The 18,398-nt window shown below is 71.7% G+C and carries 16 protein-coding genes; 4 read left to right on the forward strand and 12 right to left on the reverse strand.

What is annotated here, in order from left to right; translation table 11 throughout:
* Positions 1–31: 31 nt before the first annotated feature.
* From rfbD to ssb, 5 genes are read right to left on the reverse strand one after another with little or no spacing between them, the layout of a single operon-like run.
* Positions 32–943, reverse strand: a complete 912-nt coding sequence (gene rfbD / locus C6N40_RS09680; protein ID WP_106990853.1) for a dTDP-4-dehydrorhamnose reductase — start codon at positions 941–943, stop codon at positions 32–34.
* Positions 944–949: 6 nt separating this feature from the next.
* The gene (gene rfbC, locus C6N40_RS09685; protein ID WP_106990818.1) at positions 950–1,507 is read right to left on the reverse strand and encodes a dTDP-4-dehydrorhamnose 3,5-epimerase; all 558 of its coding nucleotides are present in this window, start codon (positions 1,505–1,507) and stop codon (positions 950–952) included.
* Positions 1,504–2,388 (reverse strand): glucose-1-phosphate thymidylyltransferase RfbA, encoded by an 885-nt coding sequence (gene rfbA / locus C6N40_RS09690; protein ID WP_106990819.1) that lies wholly within the window; start codon positions 2,386–2,388, stop codon positions 1,504–1,506. The genes rfbC and rfbA overlap by 4 nt, the downstream gene beginning before the upstream one ends.
* Position 2,389: 1 nt before the next feature.
* On the reverse strand, positions 2,390–3,445 hold the full coding sequence (gene rfbB / locus C6N40_RS09695) for a dTDP-glucose 4,6-dehydratase (RefSeq protein ID WP_106990820.1): 1,056 nt from the start codon (positions 3,443–3,445) through the stop codon (positions 2,390–2,392).
* A 44-nt stretch (positions 3,446–3,489) separates the two neighbouring features.
* Positions 3,490–3,984 carry a single-stranded DNA-binding protein gene (ssb, locus tag C6N40_RS09700; RefSeq protein WP_106990821.1) on the reverse strand — a complete coding sequence of 165 codons (495 nt, stop codon included), beginning with the start codon at positions 3,982–3,984 and terminating at the stop codon, positions 3,490–3,492.
* A 134-nt stretch (positions 3,985–4,118) separates the two neighbouring features.
* Between ssb and C6N40_RS09705 the strand changes: the two genes are divergently transcribed.
* Complete coding sequence (locus tag C6N40_RS09705; RefSeq protein WP_106990822.1) at positions 4,119–5,117, forward strand: polyprenyl synthetase family protein; 999 nt, start codon at positions 4,119–4,121, stop codon at positions 5,115–5,117.
* A 79-nt stretch (positions 5,118–5,196) separates the two neighbouring features.
* Here the strand turns inward: C6N40_RS09705 and C6N40_RS09710 are convergent, their stop codons facing one another.
* The 4 genes from C6N40_RS09710 to C6N40_RS09725 all read right to left on the reverse strand — a co-directional run bounded on the left by C6N40_RS09710 (position 5,197) and on the right by C6N40_RS09725 (position 11,493).
* Positions 5,197–5,973, reverse strand: coding sequence for a dienelactone hydrolase family protein (locus C6N40_RS09710; protein ID WP_106990823.1), 777 nt, complete (start codon positions 5,971–5,973; stop codon positions 5,197–5,199).
* Between the two features lie 148 nt (positions 5,974–6,121).
* Positions 6,122–7,501 carry a UDP-N-acetylmuramoyl-L-alanine--D-glutamate ligase gene (gene murD / locus C6N40_RS09715; RefSeq protein ID WP_106990824.1) on the reverse strand — a complete coding sequence of 460 codons (1,380 nt, stop codon included), beginning with the start codon at positions 7,499–7,501 and terminating at the stop codon, positions 6,122–6,124.
* Positions 7,482–8,876 carry a UDP-N-acetyl-alpha-D-muramoyl-L-alanyl-L-glutamate epimerase gene (gene murL, locus C6N40_RS09720; RefSeq protein WP_106990825.1) on the reverse strand — a complete coding sequence of 465 codons (1,395 nt, stop codon included), beginning with the start codon at positions 8,874–8,876 and terminating at the stop codon, positions 7,482–7,484. Before murL ends, murD begins: the two co-directional genes overlap by 20 nt.
* Positions 8,869–11,493 carry a bifunctional aspartate kinase/diaminopimelate decarboxylase gene (locus C6N40_RS09725; RefSeq protein WP_106990826.1) on the reverse strand — a complete coding sequence of 875 codons (2,625 nt, stop codon included), beginning with the start codon at positions 11,491–11,493 and terminating at the stop codon, positions 8,869–8,871. Before C6N40_RS09725 ends, murL begins: the two co-directional genes overlap by 8 nt.
* 128 nt (positions 11,494–11,621) lie before the next feature.
* Between C6N40_RS09725 and C6N40_RS09730 the strand changes: the two genes are divergently transcribed.
* Positions 11,622–12,494: a PhzF family phenazine biosynthesis protein gene (locus C6N40_RS09730; RefSeq protein WP_106990827.1), complete on the forward strand. Its 873-nt coding sequence runs from the start codon at positions 11,622–11,624 to the stop codon at positions 12,492–12,494.
* A 74-nt stretch (positions 12,495–12,568) separates the two neighbouring features.
* Here the strand turns inward: C6N40_RS09730 and C6N40_RS09735 are convergent, their stop codons facing one another.
* Positions 12,569–14,224 (reverse strand): amidohydrolase, encoded by a 1,656-nt coding sequence (locus C6N40_RS09735; protein ID WP_106990828.1) that lies wholly within the window; start codon positions 14,222–14,224, stop codon positions 12,569–12,571.
* Between the two features lie 39 nt (positions 14,225–14,263).
* Entirely contained in the window at positions 14,264–14,974 is a 711-nt protein-coding gene (locus tag C6N40_RS09740) for an alpha/beta hydrolase (RefSeq protein ID WP_162782177.1), read from the reverse strand.
* A gap of 250 nt (positions 14,975–15,224) precedes the next feature.
* Here C6N40_RS09740 and fusA point away from each other — a divergent pair, with 250 nt between their 5' ends.
* Together fusA and C6N40_RS09750 are read left to right on the forward strand one after the other, a co-directional pair.
* On the forward strand, positions 15,225–17,261 hold the full coding sequence (gene fusA, locus C6N40_RS09745) for an elongation factor G (protein ID WP_106990830.1): 2,037 nt from the start codon (positions 15,225–15,227) through the stop codon (positions 17,259–17,261).
* A 27-nt stretch (positions 17,262–17,288) separates the two neighbouring features.
* Positions 17,289–17,819, forward strand: a complete 531-nt coding sequence (locus C6N40_RS09750; protein WP_205208588.1) for a pilin — start codon at positions 17,289–17,291, stop codon at positions 17,817–17,819.
* 24 nt (positions 17,820–17,843) lie between these two features.
* On the opposite strand, the gene C6N40_RS09755 is transcribed toward C6N40_RS09750, so the two are convergent.
* Complete coding sequence (locus tag C6N40_RS09755) at positions 17,844–18,326, reverse strand: SET domain-containing protein (protein ID WP_106990831.1); 483 nt, start codon at positions 18,324–18,326, stop codon at positions 17,844–17,846.
* Positions 18,327–18,398: the final 72 nt, after the last annotated feature.

An 18,398-nucleotide genomic window follows, 5' to 3' on the forward strand; every position in this document is an offset into this window, starting at 1 on the left:
ACGGCTCCTGTTCCCCTTGGAAACCTGAACCTTAGGGACGACCACCCTCGCTGGCAAGGGAGGCGAGCACCTCGTCCAGGCCTTCACGCCAGTGGCCGATGTGAAGGCCGAAGTCGCGGGTGAAGGCCGAGGTGTCGAGCACCGACCACGCCGGACGACGCGCGCGGGTCGGATAGGCCTCCGACGGCACCGCCTCGAGCACCGGCGCCGCCGCCAGCAGGCCCCGGGCCACCGCAGCCTCGAAGATCGCGTCCGCGAAGCCGTGCCAGCTGCTCTCACCGCCGGCCGCCAGGTGCCAGGTACCCGTGCGGCCGGGGCCGTTGCGCAGCGCGCCGGCGACGGCGGCGGCGATGCGCGGGACCGCGGTGGGCGTGCCGTGCTGGTCGTCCACCACGCGCAGGTGGCCGCGTTCGCGCGCAAGGCGCAGCATGGTGAGCAGGAAATTGTGGCCGCGCGGGCCATAGACCCAGCACAGGCGGAAGATCTTGTGCGCCGCCCCGCCCTCGCGCACCGCCTGCTCGCCGGCAAGCTTGCTGGCGCCGTAAACGCCCAGCGGGCCGGTGGGGTCGTCCTCGCGCCAGGGGCGCTGGCTGCTGCCGTCGAAGACGTAGTCGGTGGAGAAGTGCACCAGGCCGATGCCTGCCGCCGCACAGGCCCGCGAGAGCACGCCCGGCGCCTCGGCGTTGACGCGATGGGCCAGCTCCGGCTCATCCTCGGCACGGTCGACGGCGGTATAGGCGGCGGCATTGACCACCAGGTCCGGCGCGACCCGCTCCACCAGCGCAGGCAGGCTGGCGGGCGCGGACAGGTCGGCGACTTCGGCCTCGCCACCGCCCGACAGGCGGCCGTCTCGCGTGGCCGGCAGCACCGTCCCGAGTTCGCCCAGGGCGACGTGCAGGGCCTGCCCGAGCTGGCCATTGGCGCCGAGCAGGAGGATGCGCACCGCCACTCAGCCCTCGTAGGTTGGCAGGCGCCCGGCCGGGATGTCGGCCAGGAAGGGCGCGGCGGCATCCTTGGCCGACAGCACCGGGGCGCTCACCGGCCAGTCGATGGCTAGGTCGGCGTCGTCCCAGCGCAGGGCGGCATCGGCCTGCGGGTCGTAGGTGGCGGTGCACAGGTAGTGGAACGTGGCGTGCTCGCTGAGCACCACGAAGCCGTGCGCGAAGCCTTCCGGGATCCAGAACTGGCGCTTGTTCTCGGCGCCCAGCACCGCCGCCGTCCAGCGGCCGAACGTGGGCGCGCCGCGGCGGATGTCCACCGCCACGTCCCACACTTCACCCTCGGACACCGAGATGAACTTGCCCTGCGGCCGGGGCCACTGGTAGTGCAGGCCGCGCAGGACGCCCCGCGCCGAGCGCGAGACGTTGCCCTGCACGAACGTCGGCTTCAGGCCGACGGCGGCGAGCTTGTCGTGGTTGAAGGCTTCGTAGAAGAACCCGCGATCGTCGCCGAACACCCGCGGTTCGAACAGCAGGCAGCCCGGCAGGTCGGTCTCGATCACCTTCAACGCACCACCCCGCGGCCCAGCAGGCCCAGCAGGTACTCGCCGTAGCCGCTCTTGGCCAGCGGCTCGGCCAGCGTGCGCAGCTGCGCGTCGCCCACCCAGCCGTTCTGCCAGGCGATCTCCTCCGGGCAGCACACCCGCAGGCCCTGCCGCGCCTCGATGGTCTCGATGAAGTTTGCCGCCTCCAGCAGGGAGCCGTGCGTCCCGGTGTCGAGCCAGGCATAGCCGCGGCCCAGCTGCTCGAGGTGCAGCGCGCCTTCCTCGAGGTAGCAGCGGTTGAGGTCGGTGATCTCCAGCTCGCCGCGCGGGGACGGCTTCAGGCTGCGCGCGAACGCCGGCGCCCGGCCGTCGTAGAAATACAGGCCCGTGACGGCGTAGTTCGACTTTGGCTGCGTCGGCTTCTCTTCCAGCCCCACTACCCGGCCGCTGGCGTCGAACTCGGCCACGCCGTAGCGCTCCGGGTCACGCACCCAGTAGCCGAACACCGTGGCGCCGTGCCCGCGCTCGCCGGCCCGCTGCAGGCGTTCGGTCAGGCCGTCGCCGTGGAAGATGTTGTCGCCCAGCACCAGGCAGCTCGGCGCGCCCGCCAGCCAGTCCTCGGCGATCAGGAAGGCCTGCGCCAGCCCGTCCGGGCTCGGCTGCACGGCGTAGTCGATCTTCATGCCCCACTGGCTGCCGTCGCCCAGCAGGCGCTTGAACAGCTCCTGCTCGTGCGGGGTGTTGATCACCAGCACGTCGCGGATGCCCGCCAGCATCAGCACGCTCAGCGGGTAGTAGATCATCGGCTTGTCGTACACCGGCAGCAGCTGTTTGCTGACCGACTGCGTGATCGGGTACAGACGCGTGCCCGAGCCGCCCGCGAGGATGATGCCTTTGCGCTGCATGTCAGGCCTCCTGGCCGATGCGTTCGAGGCGGTAGCTGCCGTCCAGCACCCGCTCCACCCAGGCCGTGTTGGCCAGGTACCAGTCCACCGTGGCCGCCAGGCCCTGCTCGAAGCTCACCGACGGGCGCCAGCCGAGCTCGGACTGCAGCTTGCCGGCATCGATGGCGTAGCGCCGATCGTGGCCAGGGCGGTCCTTCACGAAGGTGATCTGCGACTCGCGCGGCTGGCCGTCTTCGCGCGGGCGGCGCTGGTCGAGCAGCGCGCAGATGGCCTTCACCACTTCGATGTTCTGGCGCTCGGCGTCGCCGCCGACGTTGTAGGTCTCGCCCACCCGGCCGGCCTCGAGCACGCGCCGGATCGCGGCCACGTGGTCCTTCACGTACAGCCAGTCGCGCACGTTGCGGCCGTCGCCGTACACCGGCAGCGGCTCGCCGGCCAAGGCCTTCTGGATGACCAGCGGGATGAGCTTTTCCGGGAACTGGAACGGACCGTAGTTGTTCGAGCAGTTCGTGGTCAGCACCGGCAGCCCGTAGGTGTGGTGCCAGGCCCGCACGAAGTGGTCGGAGGCGGCCTTGGAGGCCGAGTACGGCGAGTTCGGGGCGTAGGGCGTGTCCTCGCGGAACTGGCCCTCGTCGCCCAGCGAGCCGTAGACCTCGTCGGTGGACACGTGCAGGAAGCGGAACGCCGCCTGGCCGGCGGCGTCGAGCGACCGCCAGAAGCCGCGCACGGCCTCGAGCAGGTTGAAGGTGCCCACCACGTTGGTCTGCACGAAGGCACCGGGGCCGTCGATGCTGCGGTCGACGTGGCTTTCGGCCGCGAAATTGAGCACCGCGTCGGGTTGGTGCTCGGCCAGCAGCCGCGCCACCAGGGCGCGGTCGCCGATGTCGCCCTGCACGAACACGTGCCGCGGGTCGCCTTCCAGCGCCGCCAGCGTGTCGCGGTTGCCCGCGTAGGTCAGTGCGTCAAGGTTGACGATCTTCACGTCCGACGCGACCGCGTCGAGCACGAAGTTGCCGCCGATGAAACCGGCGCCGCCGGTGACCAGCCAAGTCGTCATTCGGGCTCCGATTATGCCTTCGGGGGGAAAGGGTGGACGGTGCCTCAGAACGGGATGTCGTCGTCCGGGAACGGATCGTCGTTGCGCTGCTGCGCCGGGCTGCCGCCGCCGGAGCGACCGCCGCCGTACTCACCGCCGCCGCGCGGGCCGGCCGCCGGACGCGCCGGACGCTCGGAGCGCATGCCACCGCCGCCACCGCCCTCGCCGCCACCGCCGAGCATCTGCATCTCGTCGGCGACGATCTCGGTGATGTAGCGCTCCTGGCCGTCCTGGCCGGTGAACTTGTCGTAGCGGATCGAGCCCTCGATGTACACCTGGCGGCCCTTCTTGAGGTACTCGCCGGCGATCTCGCCGAGCTTGCCGAACAGCTTCACCCGGTGCCACTCGGTGCGCTCCTGCTGGTTGCCTTCCTTGTCCTTGCGCACCGAAGTGGTGGCCAGGGAAAGCGTGCAGATGGCCATGCCACCCTGCGTGTATTTCATGTCGGGGTCGTTGCCGAGGTTGCCGACCAGGATGACTTTGTTGACACCACGCGCCATGGCGGTCCTGCCTTTTTGGGTTCAGCCGAGTGAAGGGGGATTATGCCAGCACCGCCCCGGCCCCACATCGTCCGCCGGCCCGGGCCGGGGTCGGAAAGCACCGATCGGGCGGTCGGCAAACGTATAATCGGGCCATGTCCGCCCAGCCCCTGCCCCCCGCCGTGCCCGGCATCGCCGCCATCCAGGCCCTCGCCGCCGGCGAAATGGCCGCCGTCGACGCCCTGATCCGCAGCCGACTGGCCTCGGACGTGGTCCTGATCAACCAGATCTCCGAGCACATCATCGCCGCCGGCGGCAAGCGCCTGCGCCCGATGCTGGTGGTGATGGCCGCCCGGGCGGCGGGCGGCGGCGGCCCCGGCGCCCACCAGCTGGCGGCGATCATCGAGTTCATCCACACCTCCACCCTGCTGCACGACGACGTGGTGGACGAGTCCGACCTGCGTCGCGGCCGCAAGACCGCCAACGCGCTCTGGGGCAACGCGCCCAGCGTGCTGGTGGGCGACTTCCTGTATTCGCGCAGCTTCCAGCTGATGGTCGAACTCGACTCGATGCCGGTGATGCGGATCCTGGCCGACACCACCAACCGCATCGCCGAGGGCGAGGTGCTGCAGCTGCTGCACGTGCACAACCCCGACACCGACGAGGCGGCCTACCTGCGGGTGATCGAGCGCAAGACGGCGGTGCTGTTCGCCGCGGCCACCCGCCTGGGCGGGCTGATGGCCGGCGCCGACGAGGCCACCCAGCAGGCGCTGCACGACTACGGCCTGGCCCTGGGCCTGGCTTTCCAGATCGCCGACGACGTGCTCGACTACACCGCCGACGCCGATGCCCTGGGCAAGAACCTGGGCGACGACCTCGCCGAGGGCAAGGCCACGCTGCCGCTGATCCACGCGATGGCGCATTCCGACGATGCCTGCCGGGAGCGCCTGCGCTCGATCATCGAATCGGGTGACGCCGGCGCGATGCCGGAAGTGCTGGCTGCCATCGGCCAGACCGGCGGCATCGGCTACAGCCGCGGCCGCGCCGAGCACTTCGCCGCCCAGGCCGAGGCGGCCCTGGACGCCCTGCCCGCCTCCGAGTGGCGCGAAGCCCTGCGCGGCCTGGCCCGCTACGCCGTCGCCCGCAACCACTGACCCACGGCAAGGGGACGGGTGCATTTAACGAAACAGGCCCGCATTCGCGGGCCTGTTTCGTTAAATGCACCCGTCCCCTTCAAAACAGCTCGTCGAAGAAGTCTTCCATCATCGCGTAGGCGCGCTTCGCGGCCCTGGGCTCGTAGAGGCAGCCCGGGCTGTTGGCGTCGGCCTCGGCGAAGCAGTGCACCGCGCCACCGAAGTTGACGAACTGCCAGTCGGCGCCGGCCGCGGCCATCTCGGCCTGGAAGCCGTTGATCTGCGCCTGCGGCACGTAGGTGTCGGCGGCGCCGTTGAGCACCAGCACGCTGGCCCCGACCTCGCCGGCCTTCGCCGGCAGCGGGGTGGAAAGGTTGCCATGGAAGCTGACCACGCCGGCCACGTCGGCACCCGAGCGCGCGAGCTCGAGCACGATGGCACCGCCGAAGCAGAAGCCGATGCCGCCGATGCGGTCCGGGTCCACCGGCGCCTTGCCGGCAGACCCGCGCAGCACGCCCAGCGCGGCGTTGATGCGGCCGCGCAGGGCGTCGCGGTCGGCATAGACGGCGCCGGCGGCCTTGCCGGCCTCGTCGGCGTTGGCCGGGCGCAGGCCGCGGCCGTACATGTCCACCAGCAGGATCACGTAATCGTCGTCGGCCAGGGCCTTGGCCTTCTCCAGCGCCGACTCGTTCACACCCATCCAGTTGGGCACCATCAGCAGGCCCGGGCGCAGGTCGTCCTCGTCGGCGTCGTACACCAGGTAGCCATCGAACGTGGTCTCGCCGTGCTGCCAGCTCACCGGCTTGGCGATGGTCTCGGCGGCGACCGGGGCGGACAGGCCCAGCGCGAGGGCAAGGGCGAACAGGGTGCGGCGCATGGCGGGCTCCTCGGGAACGGGTGGGCCGATTCTAGACCCCGCGCGTCAGGGCGGCGTGAGTAAGGGGACAGGTACATTTTCCCCGGGGTGGCCCGCGTTGCGGGCCACCCCGGGGAAAATGTACCTGTCCCCTTTGGGCGTGTCCCCTTCAGGCGACGCCGAGGCCGGGGATGGCGCAGATGAGCTCGGGGTCGAAGCCCGCGGCCTGGGCGAAATGGCGGCCGCGTTCGGCGTAGTCGCGGTAGCGGGGAAAGCTCGGCGCGCCCGGCGAAAGCAGCAGCACGCCGTCGTGGCCGAGCACCTGCAGGCCCAGCTTCACCGCCTGCTCCATCTCTTCGGCCTCGGCCAGGAAGAAACGGTTGCCCAGCGACAGCGGCTTGAGCTTCTCGAAAACGCGCGGGCCGTTCTGGCCCATGGTGATCACCGCGGCCACCGGTTCGGCGGCGATGCGCTCGGCGAAGATGCCCCAGTCCAGGCCGCGGTCGTAACCGCCCACCAGGATCGCCACGCGACGGCCGCGGTAGCAGTCGAGCGCCGCGATGGCCGACTGCGGCGTGGTGGAGATCGAGTCGTTCACCGACTCGATGCCGTGGCGCAGGCCCAGCGACTGCAGGCGGTGCGGCAGCGGACGGAACGAATGCGCCTGGGCCGCCAGGCCCACCGCATCCAGGCCCAGGGCCTCGATCGTGGCCAGCGCGGCGCACAGGTTCAGTCGGTTGTGCCGACCCGGCAGCGCCACGTGGCGGGCATCGAGCACGGGCACGTCGCCGCGGTAGACCATCGCCTCGCGCAGGTGCCAGCCGTCGGCGTGGTTGAACCACAGCACGCGGGTGTCGGCCGGCACGTCGAGCTCCACCAGCCGCTGGTCGCCGGCGTTGAGCACCGCCAGCCGCGGCGCCGCCTGCGTCACCAGCCTGAGCTTGTCGGCGTAATAACGCGCCTCGCTGCCGTGCCAGTCCAGGTGCTCGGGAAACAGGTTGAGCACCACCGCCACGTCTACGTCGGCGGCGTCGCCGGTCTGGTAGCTCGACAGCTCGATGGCCCAGTACTCCGGCGGCGGCTGCACGTCGAGCAGCTCCAGCAGCGGCAGGCCGATGTTGCCCGCCAGCGCCGTCCTCGCGCCCGAGGCGCGCAGCAGGTGCGCCACCAGCGCGGTGGTCGTGGACTTGCCCTTGCTGCCGGTGATGCAGATGCGCCTGCCGGCGCGCGGCTCGGCGAACCACAGCCCGCTGGCGCCGACGAAACGCACGCCCTCGAGCGCGGCGTCGGCCGCCGGCGAGGTGTAGGGGCTGATGCCCGGCGACTTCACCACGATCTCGTGCCCGGCCAGCATCTCGGCATTGACGCTGGTTTCGATGCGCAGGGCCGGGTCCTGCATCTCGCGCAGCGGTTCGGCCTCGTCGTGCGAGCAGAACACCGTCACCGGCTGGCTGGGCAGACGCCAGCGCAGCGCCGCCAGCGCCGAGCGGCCTTCGCGGCCGTAGCCCCAGATCGCTACCCGTTTCCCCTCAAGCTCCGAAATGCGCACGCACCCGCTCCCACAAGGCGTCCGGAATGCCGTGATCATCCGAGGGTTCGAGCAAGTTCGCCAGCCCCCGCTCCGAATCGTCCAGCTGCGGCCGGATCTCGCGCAGGTAGCGACGCACCAGCGCGTCCTCGCGCCAGGCCGGGCTCTGCGACAGCAGTTCCATCGCCGCGCGCGACTCGCGGCCCTCGCCCACGCACTCGAAGGGCTTGTGGTCGCGGAATTCCATCAGCGCATCGAAACCCGGCGCCTGCTCGGGCTCGTCGAGCAGGTTGCGGCCGAAGATCGCCACCAGCCGCGGCTTGGGCATGAACGGCGCCAGCGCCAGGAACACGAAATGGCACTTCGGGCACACGCCGCACCAGCGCTGCGCCGGGCGCTCGCCGAGCAGGTGGAAGTTGCGGTTGCAGCTGGAGAAATGGGCGTCGTAGCGGTCGAGCCTGGCGAACTGGCGCGCCACCGCCAGCTCGGAGAACGGCCGCAGCAGCGAGTAGTACCACAGGCCCGGGGCCACGTGCGAACGCAGGTGGGCGGCGAAGGCGCGCTCGAACTCCCAGCCCTTGGACCACTGGTGGTTCACCTCGCCGGTGCCGGGGATGAGGCTGCCGTAGCTGGCCGAGCGTTCGTTGGAGAACACGACCTGGTCGTGCTCGGTGAGCAGCGCCGCCATCGCCACGATGGCCGAGTTCACCGCCGTCACCGGGATGTGGCCGTTGAGCGCGCCGCGGCGGTTGAGCTCGAACAGCTCCGGTGACAGCGAGCGGCCGATCGCCAGCGTGGGCAGACCGGTGCGGGCGGCGCAGGCGGCGATCAGCGGCGAGCCGCCGACCCAGGTAACGGTTTGTTCGACGCCGGCGGCGCGCAGGGCTTCGATGCTGACCAGGGAGTCCTTGCCGCCGCCGATGGCGACCAGGGCACGGGGGCTGGCGGACAAAGGCTTCGCGCCTGAAGGCGCTCCTACAGAGCCCCCCTCCTGTAGGAGCGGCTTCAGCCGCGACCCATCGACCGGAAAGCGGATCTTCCCGCGCAGCGACAGCCCGTTGCGGTAGGCGAACTCGCCCAGCCCGTTCTCGTACACCGTCGTCAGCAGCGCCGCGGTGGCCGCGTCGATGTCGTAGGCCTCGAAGCGGATCTCCGGCGGCACCGCGGCCTTGTAGTAGCTCACGCCGGCCAGGCCGTGCAGCAGCCGCAGCGCGCGCTGCACCGCTGCCGTGCGCTCATCGTCGAGCGCGAAGGGCGCGCCCGGGAACTGCAGCACCTCGGTCATCACCGGGCCGTCGTCGAAGGCGTAGTCCAGCCGCGCCTCGCCGGTGGCGGCGTCGAAGGCGGCGTCGAGGAAGCGGAAGGCGCGCACCGCGCCGGGGTTGAAGTCAGTCATCGAGCACGTCCTCCTGCGGCAGCGCACGCAGGTTGTAGCGATTGGCCATCACCGCGCCGTAGGCACCGGCATGGCCGACCAGCAGCACGTCGCCCTCGGCGGTGGCGTCGGGCAGGCGACGCTGGCGGCCGAGCACGTCGCTCGACTCGCACACCGGCCCGACCACGTCGCAGGGCGCGCCGGGCGGCTCGGCCAGGCGCGTGAGGTTGACGATCTCGTGCCAGGCGCCGTACAGCGCCGGGCGCATCAGCGCATTCATGCCGCCGTCGGCGCCGACGCGGCGCTGGCCCTGCTTGTCGACCACCTGGGTGACCGACAGCAGCAGCGCGCCGGCCTCGGCGACGAGGTAACGGCCCGGCTCCACCCACAGCGCGTACTGCGGGTAGGCGGCCTTGAGCTCGGCGAGCGCGGCGCCGTAGGCAGCCAGGTCGAAGGGTTCGGCCTCGGGGTCGTAGGCCACGCCCAGGCCACCGCCGACGTCGATAAAGGACACCGTGCCGATGCCCTCGGCGATCGCCGCCAGGCTGGCGTACACGGTGTGCCAGTGGCGCGCGTCGTGGATGCCGCTGCCGATGTGCGCGTGCAGGCCGGCGACGCGGGCGCCGGCGGCGCGCGCAGCGGCGACGAAAGCCGGCACGTCGGCCGCGGCCAGGCCGAACTTGGCGTCCTTGCCGCCGGTGCGCACCTTTTCGTGGTGGCCCTGGCCGAAGCCCGGATCCACGCGCAGCACGATGTCGCGGCCCTGGAACAGGCCCGGCCACTGCGTGAGCGGCGCCAGCGAATCGAGCGTCACGTGCACGCCGCGCGCCAGCGCCGCCTCGAACTCGGCGCGCGGCGCGAAGCTGGGCGTGAACAGCACGCGGTCGGGCGCCAGCTTCGGCAGCACCTCGAACAGATGCGCCAGCTCGCCGGCCGACACGCATTCGAAACCGAATCCCTCGGCTTCGAGCGTGCGCAGGATGGCCGGATGCGGGTTGGCCTTGAGCGCGAAGAAACGCCGGTCCACCGCCGCCACCGACATCAGCTCGCGGGCGCGCTCGCGCACGGTCGGCAGGTGGTAGGCGTAACGCGGCGTGCCTTCTGCGGCAAGCGCCAGCAGCGCGTCGCGGCGCTGCTGCCACCACGGCGCGGGGCGGGCGTCGACCGGCTTGCCCAGGCTGCGCCAGCTGGGGCCGAACACCGCGGTTTCGGTCACCGGCATCGCGCCCGACTGCGCCAGCAGCGCGTGCAGGCGGGCGAGCATGTCGTCGTCCAGGCCTTCGTCGAGCACGAAGGTGAGGTTGAGGTCGTTGGACGACTGCGAGATCAGGTGCACGCGCTCGCGGCCGAACTCGGCCCACACGTCCGAGAGCTTGTGCAGCAGCGAGCGCATGCCGCGGCCGACGAGGGTGACCGCCGCGCAGGGCGCGATCACCTTCACCCGGCACACCTGGGCCAGGTCGGCGCATAGCGCGTCGAGCACGTTGGTGCTCACGAGGTTGTCGCTGGGGTCGAGCGAGACGGTGACGTTGGCCTCGGACGAACCGATCAGGTCCACCGACAGGCCGTGCGCCTTGAAGCGCTCGAAGACGTCGGAAAGGAATCCCACCTGCTGCCACATGCCGATGGTTTCCATCGACACCAGCACGATGCCGCGGCGCGAGCTGATCGCCTTGACGCCGGGCACGGTGGCGGCCGAAGCGTCGATGACGGTGCCGGGCATGTCGGGGCGCGTGGTGTCGCGGATCCACAGCGGCACCCGCGACTCGCGGCAGGGGTGGATGCAGCGCGGGTGCAGCACCTTGGCGCCGGTGGTGGCGATTTCCTGGGCCTCGGCGTAATCGAGGCGCGAAAGCAGGCGCGCGTCCGGCACCTGGCGCGGGTTGGCGCTGAACATGCCCGGCACGTCGGTCCAGATCTCCACGCGCCGGGCCTTGAGCAGGGCGCCGAAATACGCCGCCGAGGTATCCGAGCCACCGCGGCCGAGGATGGCGGTGCCAGCATCGGGCGCGCGGGCGATGAAACCCTGGGCGATGCGCAGGGCCGGGCCGGCGGCGTCGAAGCGGGCGCGCAGCGCGGCGTCGCCCTCGAAGTCGCAGGAGGCACTCAGGCGCCGGCTCCACTCGTTCTGGTTGGGCAGCGCCTGCGCCCGGAGCCACTCGCGCGAATCGGTCCAGCCGACGTCCAGCCCCTGCGAACGCAGGTAGGCCACGCCCAGCGTGGACGAGAGCAGTTCGCCCTGGGCCAGCACCTCGGCCTGCCAGGCCAGGTCGCCGGCGGCGCGGCGCGGGTCGTCGGCGAGCGCGCGCAGCGCGGCCAGGCGCTCGCCGAGCACGACGTCGGGATCGAGGCCGAGTTCGTCGCGGCAGAACTCGCGATGGCGCGCGACCAGGGCGTCCAGGCGCGCGGCGGTGCCGGCCGCATCGGCGTGGCCGTCGCAAACCGCCTGCAGCTCGTTGGTGACGCCGGACACGGCCGAGACCACCACCAGCACTTTCGCGCCCTCTTCGGACGCGCGCCGTTTCATCAGCTCGCCGATCGTGTCCCAGCGGTGGCGTCGGGACACCGAGGTGCCTCCGAACTTCAGGACGATCCAATCCGGCGCAGGGGCGCCGGCGACGGGCGCGGCAGGGGTCATGGTTTGGGTCTTGTGTCAGGGGCCGGCGCAGTCGGCGCGGGCCCGCCGAGTGTAAACGATGCCCCGCCGGCGCGGCGCGTGGCGCGGGCTGGTAACCTGCGCGTCCCCCACCGGGCAGGACGCCCCCGATGCAGCGCCCCTTCGTACAACTCGACGTCTTCGCCGCCCGTCCGGGCGACGGCAATCCGCTGGCGGTGGTGTTCGACGCCGCCGGCCTCGACGAGGCGACCATGCAGGCCATCGCCCGCTGGACGCGCCTGCCGGAAACCACCTTCGTGCTGCCGCCCTCGACGCCGGAGGCCAGCTACCGCCTGCGCATCTTCAGCCCGCGCCGCGAGGTGCCCTTCGCCGGACACCCCAGCATCGGCAGCGCCCATGCCGTGCTCGAGGCGGGCCTCGCGACCCCGCGCGACGGCCTGCTCTGGCAGGAATGCGCGGTTGGCCTGCTGCCGATCCGCGTCGACGGCGGGGGCGCGGCGCGGCGGCTGTCGGTGCGTGCGCCGCGGGCCCGGGTGCTGGAAGTGGGCTCAGCCGACGCCGGGCGGCTGCGGCCCGTGCTCGACGGCCTGCCGCTGGGCGCGCTGCCGCCGGTGCTGATGGACGGCGGCCGGCGCTGGTGGCTGGTGGAACTGAGCGACGAGACGGCACTGCGCGCGCTGTCGCCGCCGTGGCCGGCGATCGCCGCGCTGGCGGCGGACACCGACTCGATGGGCGTGTGCGTGTACGCCCGCTGCGCCGGCGGCGGGCACGACCTGGCCGTGCGGGCCTTCGTCGGACAGCCGGCCCAGGTGGAGGACGCCGCCTCGGGCGCCGCCAACGCCACGCTGGCCGCGTGGCTGCGCCACGCCGGCGCCCTGCCCCATGCCGACGGCCGCTACGTCGTCAGCCAGGGCCGCGAGGTCGGCCACGACGCGCTGCTGTACCTGCACGTGGACGCCGACGGCGAGGTCTGGTCCGGTGGCCAGGTGCAGACCGTCGTGCGCGGCACCCTCGACTGGTAAGAAACGGGGTCAGGTTCACTTATTGCCCGTGCGCAGCGCACGCGGGCAATAAGTGAACCTGACCCCGTTTCTTGTTACCTGGCGGTGTAGACGGCCTGGCCGTCGACCCAGGTCGAAAGCACCTTCAGCTTCGGCAGCCTGGACGGCTCGACGGTGAGCGGGTCGGCGTCGAAGACCACGAAATCCGCGCGCAGTCCCGGCACCAGCCGGCCGGTCTCGTCCTCGTCGAACGAGGCATGGGCCGCGCCGGCGGTGAAGCCTTGCAGCGCCTGCGCAGGCGTCAGGCGCTGGTCGGCCAGCCAGCCGCCGGCCGGCGAACCGGCGAGGTCCTGGCGCGTCACCGACGAATACAGGCCCAGCCGCGGGTCCACCGACTCGACCGGGAAATCCGAGCCCAGCGCCAGCGGCACGCCCAGGGCACGCATGCGCTGCCAGGCGTAGGCCCCGTACAGGCGCTCGCGGCCCACGCGGGCCTCGGCCCAGGGCATGTCGGAGGTGGCGTGGGTGGGCTGCATCGAGGCGATGAGCCTGAGCGAGGCGAAACGCGGCAGGTCGTCGCGGTGCACGACCTGGGCGTGCTCGACGCGCCAGCGGTGGTCGCCGCCGGCCTTGTCGCCCAGGGCCTGGGCGTAGGTGTCGAGCACGATGCGGTTGCCGCGGTCGCCGATCGCGTGGCTGGCCGGCTGGACGCCGCAGTCGCGCGCCTTGGCCACGGCGGCGGCATAGGCGGCCGGCTCGGTCACGAGCAGGCCGCGGTGGCCGGGCTCGTCGCTGTAATCCTCGACCAGCGCGGCGCCCCGGCTGCCGAGCGCGCCGTCCACGTAGAACTTCACGCCGCGCATGGCCAGGCGCCCGGAGGCATGCTCGTAGGCGCCCATGCGGCACAGCGTGGCCAGGGCCTCGCTGTCGCCGTCGGCGTAGGCGCGGATGCGCAGCGGCAGTTTCCCGGCGTTGGCGAAGTCGCGCATCAGCTTCAGGTCGGCCAGCGACACGCCCATGTCGTGCACGCCGGTCAGGCCGTTGGCCACCGCGGCTTCGAGCGCGCGGCCGAGCGCCTCGGCGCGCAGCGCGTCGTCCGGCGGCGGCACCGCGGCATCGATGAAGGCGGAGGCGGTGTCGATGAACACGCCGGTGGGCCGGCCCGCCGCATCGCGCAGGATGCGGCCGCCGTCGGGCTGCCAGTCGCCGGCAAGCTCACGGGTGGCCTGGCGCATCGCCGCGGAATTGGCCCAGCCGGCGTGGCCGTCAACACGCTCGAGCCAGACCGGACGGTCGGGGAAGGCCGCGTCGAGGTCGGCGGCGGTGGGGAACTGCTTGCCCGGCCAGTCGTTCTGGTCCCAGCCCCGGCCCAGCAGCCAGGCGCCGTCGGGCAGCGTGGCCTCGAACGCCTTGAGGCGGCTGACCACTTCGTCCTTGCTGCCGGCATCGACGAGGTCGGCGCGCAGCAGGGCGAAGCCGAGGTTCATCAGGTGCGCGTGGGCATCGACCAGCCCGGGCACGACGGTGGCATCGCGCGCCTCGTGCCTTGCCGCGGCCGGGAACTGCTTCGACAGCGCTTCGGCGCTGCCTACCGCCAGCACCCGCCCCTGCGCGTCCCAGGCCATGGCCTCGACCACCGGCCGCTCCGGATCACCGGTATGGATGCGCCCGGCCACCAGCAGCGACTCCCCTTCCGCATGCGCCGAGCCACAGGCCGCCGCCAACGCCACCACCAAGCCAAGTCGCCGCATCACTGCCTCCGGAAAATGGGGTCGGGGAACATTACCGTTTCACCCGGCATTTGAAACACAAATGTTCCCCGACCCCATCCTTTCCTGCAGCCAGGCGAGGGCCTGGTTGGCGGCGAAGGGAGCGCTGCGGCCCAGGAGGGGGTCGACGTGGCCGCCCTCGATCGGCAGGAAAGTGGCTGGCCAGACGGCGGCCAGCGCAGCCGAGGCGGCAAAGGGAACGTCGGTGTCGGCCCGGGAACCAAGCACCAGCACCGGTGCGGTCGGCACGGGCAGCGCCAGGCCGGCGGCGGCTTCATCGAGCACCGCGCCGGATTCATCGCGCCAGCGGCGGAAGGCGTGCAGCGCCGCCGCATCGTCGGCGCCGGGCATCGCCCGCCGGGTGCCGGACAAGGTGGCACGGCGGCCCCAGGGCACGATGGCCGGCCGCCGCGCCGCGCCGGGCGATCCGGCCGGAGGCATCGGGTTCACCAGCACCAGGGCATCGGCCAGGTCGGCATTCATGGCCACCAGCAGGCCACCGAGGCTGGCCCCCACCGCCACCCGCGGCCGCGGCGCGGCGGCGAGCCAGCCGCGCACCTGCGCCGCGTAGTCCTGCAGGCGCGTCGCCGCGAGCCCGGCCGGCGCCGCCCGCAGGTCGGGCGCCAGCACCTGCCAGCCCGCGGCCGCGAAAACCCGGGACCACGCCGCCCACTCCCAGCCGCCGGCGCCGGCGCCATGCACGAACACGACGCTGCCGCCGCGCTCAGCCATGGCTCGCATCCACGTCGGTCGCCAATTGCGGCATGGCTCGTCCTCGCCCAACTGGCCGCGGGGCGGCCGGGGGCCCAGTCTACCGCCCGCCCTTGACCCCGCCGGCCACCGGTGGAAGGCTGGTCGCCCCGGCCCAGGCCGGGCGTCCGCCATGACCGACGCGCGGTCGCGCAAGACGACCGATGAAGGCAGCGCCATCGCGCCGCCGACCATGACGGCCCAACCACCCAGCACCGGGAGGAACGGCCTCATGTCCTACAGCACCAACCAGATCCGCAACGTGGCCCTGGCAGGCCACGCCGGCGCCGGCAAGACCACGCTCTTCGAAGCCCTGCTGCATGCCGGCGGCGCCATCCCCGCGGCAGGCAGCCTCGAACGCGGCACCACCGTGTCCGACTTCGACCCGATGGAGAAGGCGCGCGGCCACTCCCTCAACACCGCCATCGCCAGCACCGACCACGCGGGCGTGCACATCAACCTGATCGACACCCCCGGCTACAACGATTTCCGCGGCCCGACGCTCTCGGCCTTCTCCGCCGTCGAAACCGTCGCCGTGGTGGTGAACGCCGCCAACGGCGTCGAGTACGGCACGCGCCGCATCATGGACTACGCGAAATCGCGCAACCTGTGCCGCATGCTGGTGGTCAACAGGATGGACATCGACCCAGGCCGCCTGCCCGAACTGCTCGAGGAACTGCGCGAGGCCTTCGGCCCCGAATGCCTGCCGGTCAACCTGCCCGCCGGCAAGGGCATGCGCGTGGTCGACTGCTTCTTCAACCCGTCCGGCGACTCCGACCTCGGGCCCGTCGCCGACGCGCACCAGCGCATCGTCGACCAGGTGGTCGAGATCAACGAACAGGTGATGGAGCGCTACCTCGAGGACGGCGAGGAGGGCCTGTCGGGCCAGGCCCTGCACGACGCCTTCGAGCAGTGCCTGCGCGAAGGCCACCTGGTGCCCGTGTGCTTCGTCTCGGCGCGCAACGGCGTCGGCGTGAAGGAGTTGCTCGAGCTGGCCGAAAGGCTGCTCCCCAGCCCGCTGGAGGGCAACCTGCCGCCCTTCGAGAAGAACGGCCAGCCCTTTGCGGCCACGCCCGACCCCGACGCGCACGTGGTGGCGGACGTCTTCAAGATCGTCAACGACCCCTTCGTCGGCAAGCTCAGCGTGTTCCGCGTTTTCCAGGGCACGGTGCGCAGGGACAGCCAGCTGTTCGTCGACGACGGCCGCAAGCCGTTCAAGGTGGGCCACCTGTTCAGGCTCAGGGGCAAGGAGCACATAGAAGCAGAGCAGGCGGTACCCGGCGACATCGCCGCGGTGGCCAAGGTCGACGAGATCCACTTCGACGCGGTGCTGCACGACAGCCACGACGAGGACGACATCCGGCTCAAGCCGCTGGAGTTCCCGAAGCCGATGTTCGGCCTGGCCATCGAGGCTGCCACCCGCGGCCAGGAGCAGAAGCTGGCCACGGCCCTGCACAAGCTGGCCGAGGAAGACCCCGGCTTCCATGTGGAGCACAACCACGAACTGAACGAGACGGTGATCCGCGGCCTGGGCGAGCTGCACCTGCGGGTGATGCTCGAACGCATCCGCGAGCGCTACGGCGTGGACGTGGTGACCCGCCCTCCGCGCATCGCCTACCGCGAGACCATCGGCGCGCCGGCCGAGGGCCACCACCGGCACAAGAAGCAGACCGGCGGCGCCGGCCAGTTCGGCGAAGTCTTCCTGCGCATCGAGCCGCTGGAGCGCGGCAAGGGCTTCGAGTTCGTCGACGCCATCAAGGGCGGCACCATCCCCGGCCAGTTCATCCCGGCCGTCGAGAAGGGCGTGCGCCAGGTGCTCGACGGCGGCGCCATCGCCGGCTACCAGCTGCAGGACGTGCGCGTGACGGTGTACGACGGCAAGTACCACAGCGTCGATTCCAAGGAAGTGGCCTTCGTCGCCGCCGGCAAGAAAGCCTTCCTCGACGCCGTGCTCAAGGCCCGGCCGCAGGTGCTCGAGCCGATCGTCGACCTCACCGTGGCCGTGCCCGAGCAGCACATGGGCGACATCACCGGCCAGCTGGCCGGCAAGCGCGCGCGCATCCACGGCACCGACGCCGGACGCGGCGGCGAGATCGTGGTCAAGGCCCAGGTGCCGCTGTCGGAACTGGGCGACTACGCCGCCGAGCTCAAGGGCGCCACCGCCGGCCGCGGCCGCTACGAGCTCGAGTTCAGCCACTACGAGCCGGTGCCGCCGCAGGTGCAGAAGCAGCTGGTGGAGTCGTTCCGGCCCCGACACGACGACGACTGATCGCGGTTAGACTCGGTGCGTGGCCGCGTGGCCACGCCCGACGTCTTCCGGATGAAATCACCCGCCTACATTTTCGTCGCGCTGGTCCTGGTGGTGCTGTTCTCGCTGGTCGCGTACCGCGTGTCGGTGCACTTCGCGATCCTGCCGGGGGATGCCGCGCCGGCCGCCGGAACCGTGGCTGCGCCGACGGAGCCCGCCGACCAGGCCCCCGCCGATGAACCTGCGCCCGCGCTGCCGCCGGCCCGGGCCGAGGCGCTCGACGCGATCGGGCGCAGCGCGGCGGTGCGCGCCGCGGTCGAAGACTACGTTCGCGAGAGCGGCGACTGGCCGCAGAGCCTCTCCCAGCTCGGCCTCGGCGTGCCCGGCGACCACGCCGGCGGCCCGGTGGCGGGCATCACGGTGCACACCCAGGGCGTGGTCGCGGTGTCACTCAAGCCGCACGTGGCCCGCGGCGGCGTCATCCGCCTCACGCCCTCGCGGGCGCCCGACGGCGCCATCACCTGGCAGTGCCGCGCCAGCAACTACCCGGCCGCCACCCGCCTGCCCGACTGCCGCTGACGCACGGCTCCCGCAGGAGCGCCTTCAGGCCTTCTTCTTGCCCTTCTTGGGCTGGAGCATGGTGCCGGTGCACCTGGGCGAGCCGCAGCGGCAGGCCCAGAGCTTCTTGTTGGCCTCGGTGTGCGGCTCGCTGAGCACGATGCCGTAGTTGTAGGTCAGCTCCTCGCCCGCGGCGATGTCGCGCATGGCCTCGATGTAGATGCGGTCCTTGCGCTTCTTGCCGCTGTCGCTCTCTTCGTACACCGCTTCGCAGTTCGGGTCGCAGCTGTGGTTGATCCAGCGCGCGACGTTGCCGTCGATGTTGGCGTCGATGACGTACTTGTCGTTGAGCGTGAACAGGAAGGTGTGGCCGGTCTCGGGCTCCTCGCCGTACTCGCCGTCGACTTCCTCGTGCGTGCGCAGCTTGCCCTTGTAGCGCACCACCCGCTCGCCCTTGGCGATCGCTTCGGTGGCGAAGACGCCGTTGCCATGGATGGCGGAGCGACGGGCTTCGATCTTCTTGGGCATGGCGTGGTCCGTGGGGCCAGGGGAGGCCATTGTGGCCAATCCGCGCACGTCGCGCAGCCCCGGGCGTATGCT

The organism is Arenimonas caeni (genome assembly GCF_003024235.1).
In the GTDB taxonomy this organism is placed as follows: domain Bacteria; phylum Pseudomonadota; class Gammaproteobacteria; order Xanthomonadales; family Xanthomonadaceae; genus Arenimonas; species Arenimonas caeni.

Coding starts and splice junctions, on each gene's coding strand:
- C6N40_RS09730 (WP_106990827.1), top strand. CDS start 11,622: ATGCAGCGCCCCTTCGTACAACTCGACGTCTTCGCCGCCCGTCCGGGC.
- C6N40_RS09740 (WP_162782177.1), bottom strand. CDS start 14,974: ATGGCTGAGCGCGGCGGCAGCGTCGTGTTCGTGCATGGCGCCGGCGCC.
- murL (WP_106990825.1), bottom strand. CDS start 8,876: ATGACTGACTTCAACCCCGGCGCGGTGCGCGCCTTCCGCTTCCTCGAC.
- C6N40_RS09755 (WP_106990831.1), bottom strand. CDS start 18,326: ATGCCCAAGAAGATCGAAGCCCGTCGCTCCGCCATCCATGGCAACGGC.
- rfbA (WP_106990819.1), bottom strand. CDS start 2,388: ATGCAGCGCAAAGGCATCATCCTCGCGGGCGGCTCGGGCACGCGTCTG.
- C6N40_RS09735 (WP_106990828.1), bottom strand. CDS start 14,224: ATGCGGCGACTTGGCTTGGTGGTGGCGTTGGCGGCGGCCTGTGGCTCG.
- rfbB (WP_106990820.1), bottom strand. CDS start 3,445: ATGACGACTTGGCTGGTCACCGGCGGCGCCGGTTTCATCGGCGGCAAC.
- ssb (WP_106990821.1), bottom strand. CDS start 3,984: ATGGCGCGTGGTGTCAACAAAGTCATCCTGGTCGGCAACCTCGGCAAC.
- C6N40_RS09725 (WP_106990826.1), bottom strand. CDS start 11,493: ATGACCCCTGCCGCGCCCGTCGCCGGCGCCCCTGCGCCGGATTGGATC.
- fusA (WP_106990830.1), top strand. CDS start 15,225: ATGTCCTACAGCACCAACCAGATCCGCAACGTGGCCCTGGCAGGCCAC.
- C6N40_RS09705 (WP_106990822.1), top strand. CDS start 4,119: ATGTCCGCCCAGCCCCTGCCCCCCGCCGTGCCCGGCATCGCCGCCATC.
- C6N40_RS09710 (WP_106990823.1), bottom strand. CDS start 5,973: ATGCGCCGCACCCTGTTCGCCCTTGCCCTCGCGCTGGGCCTGTCCGCC.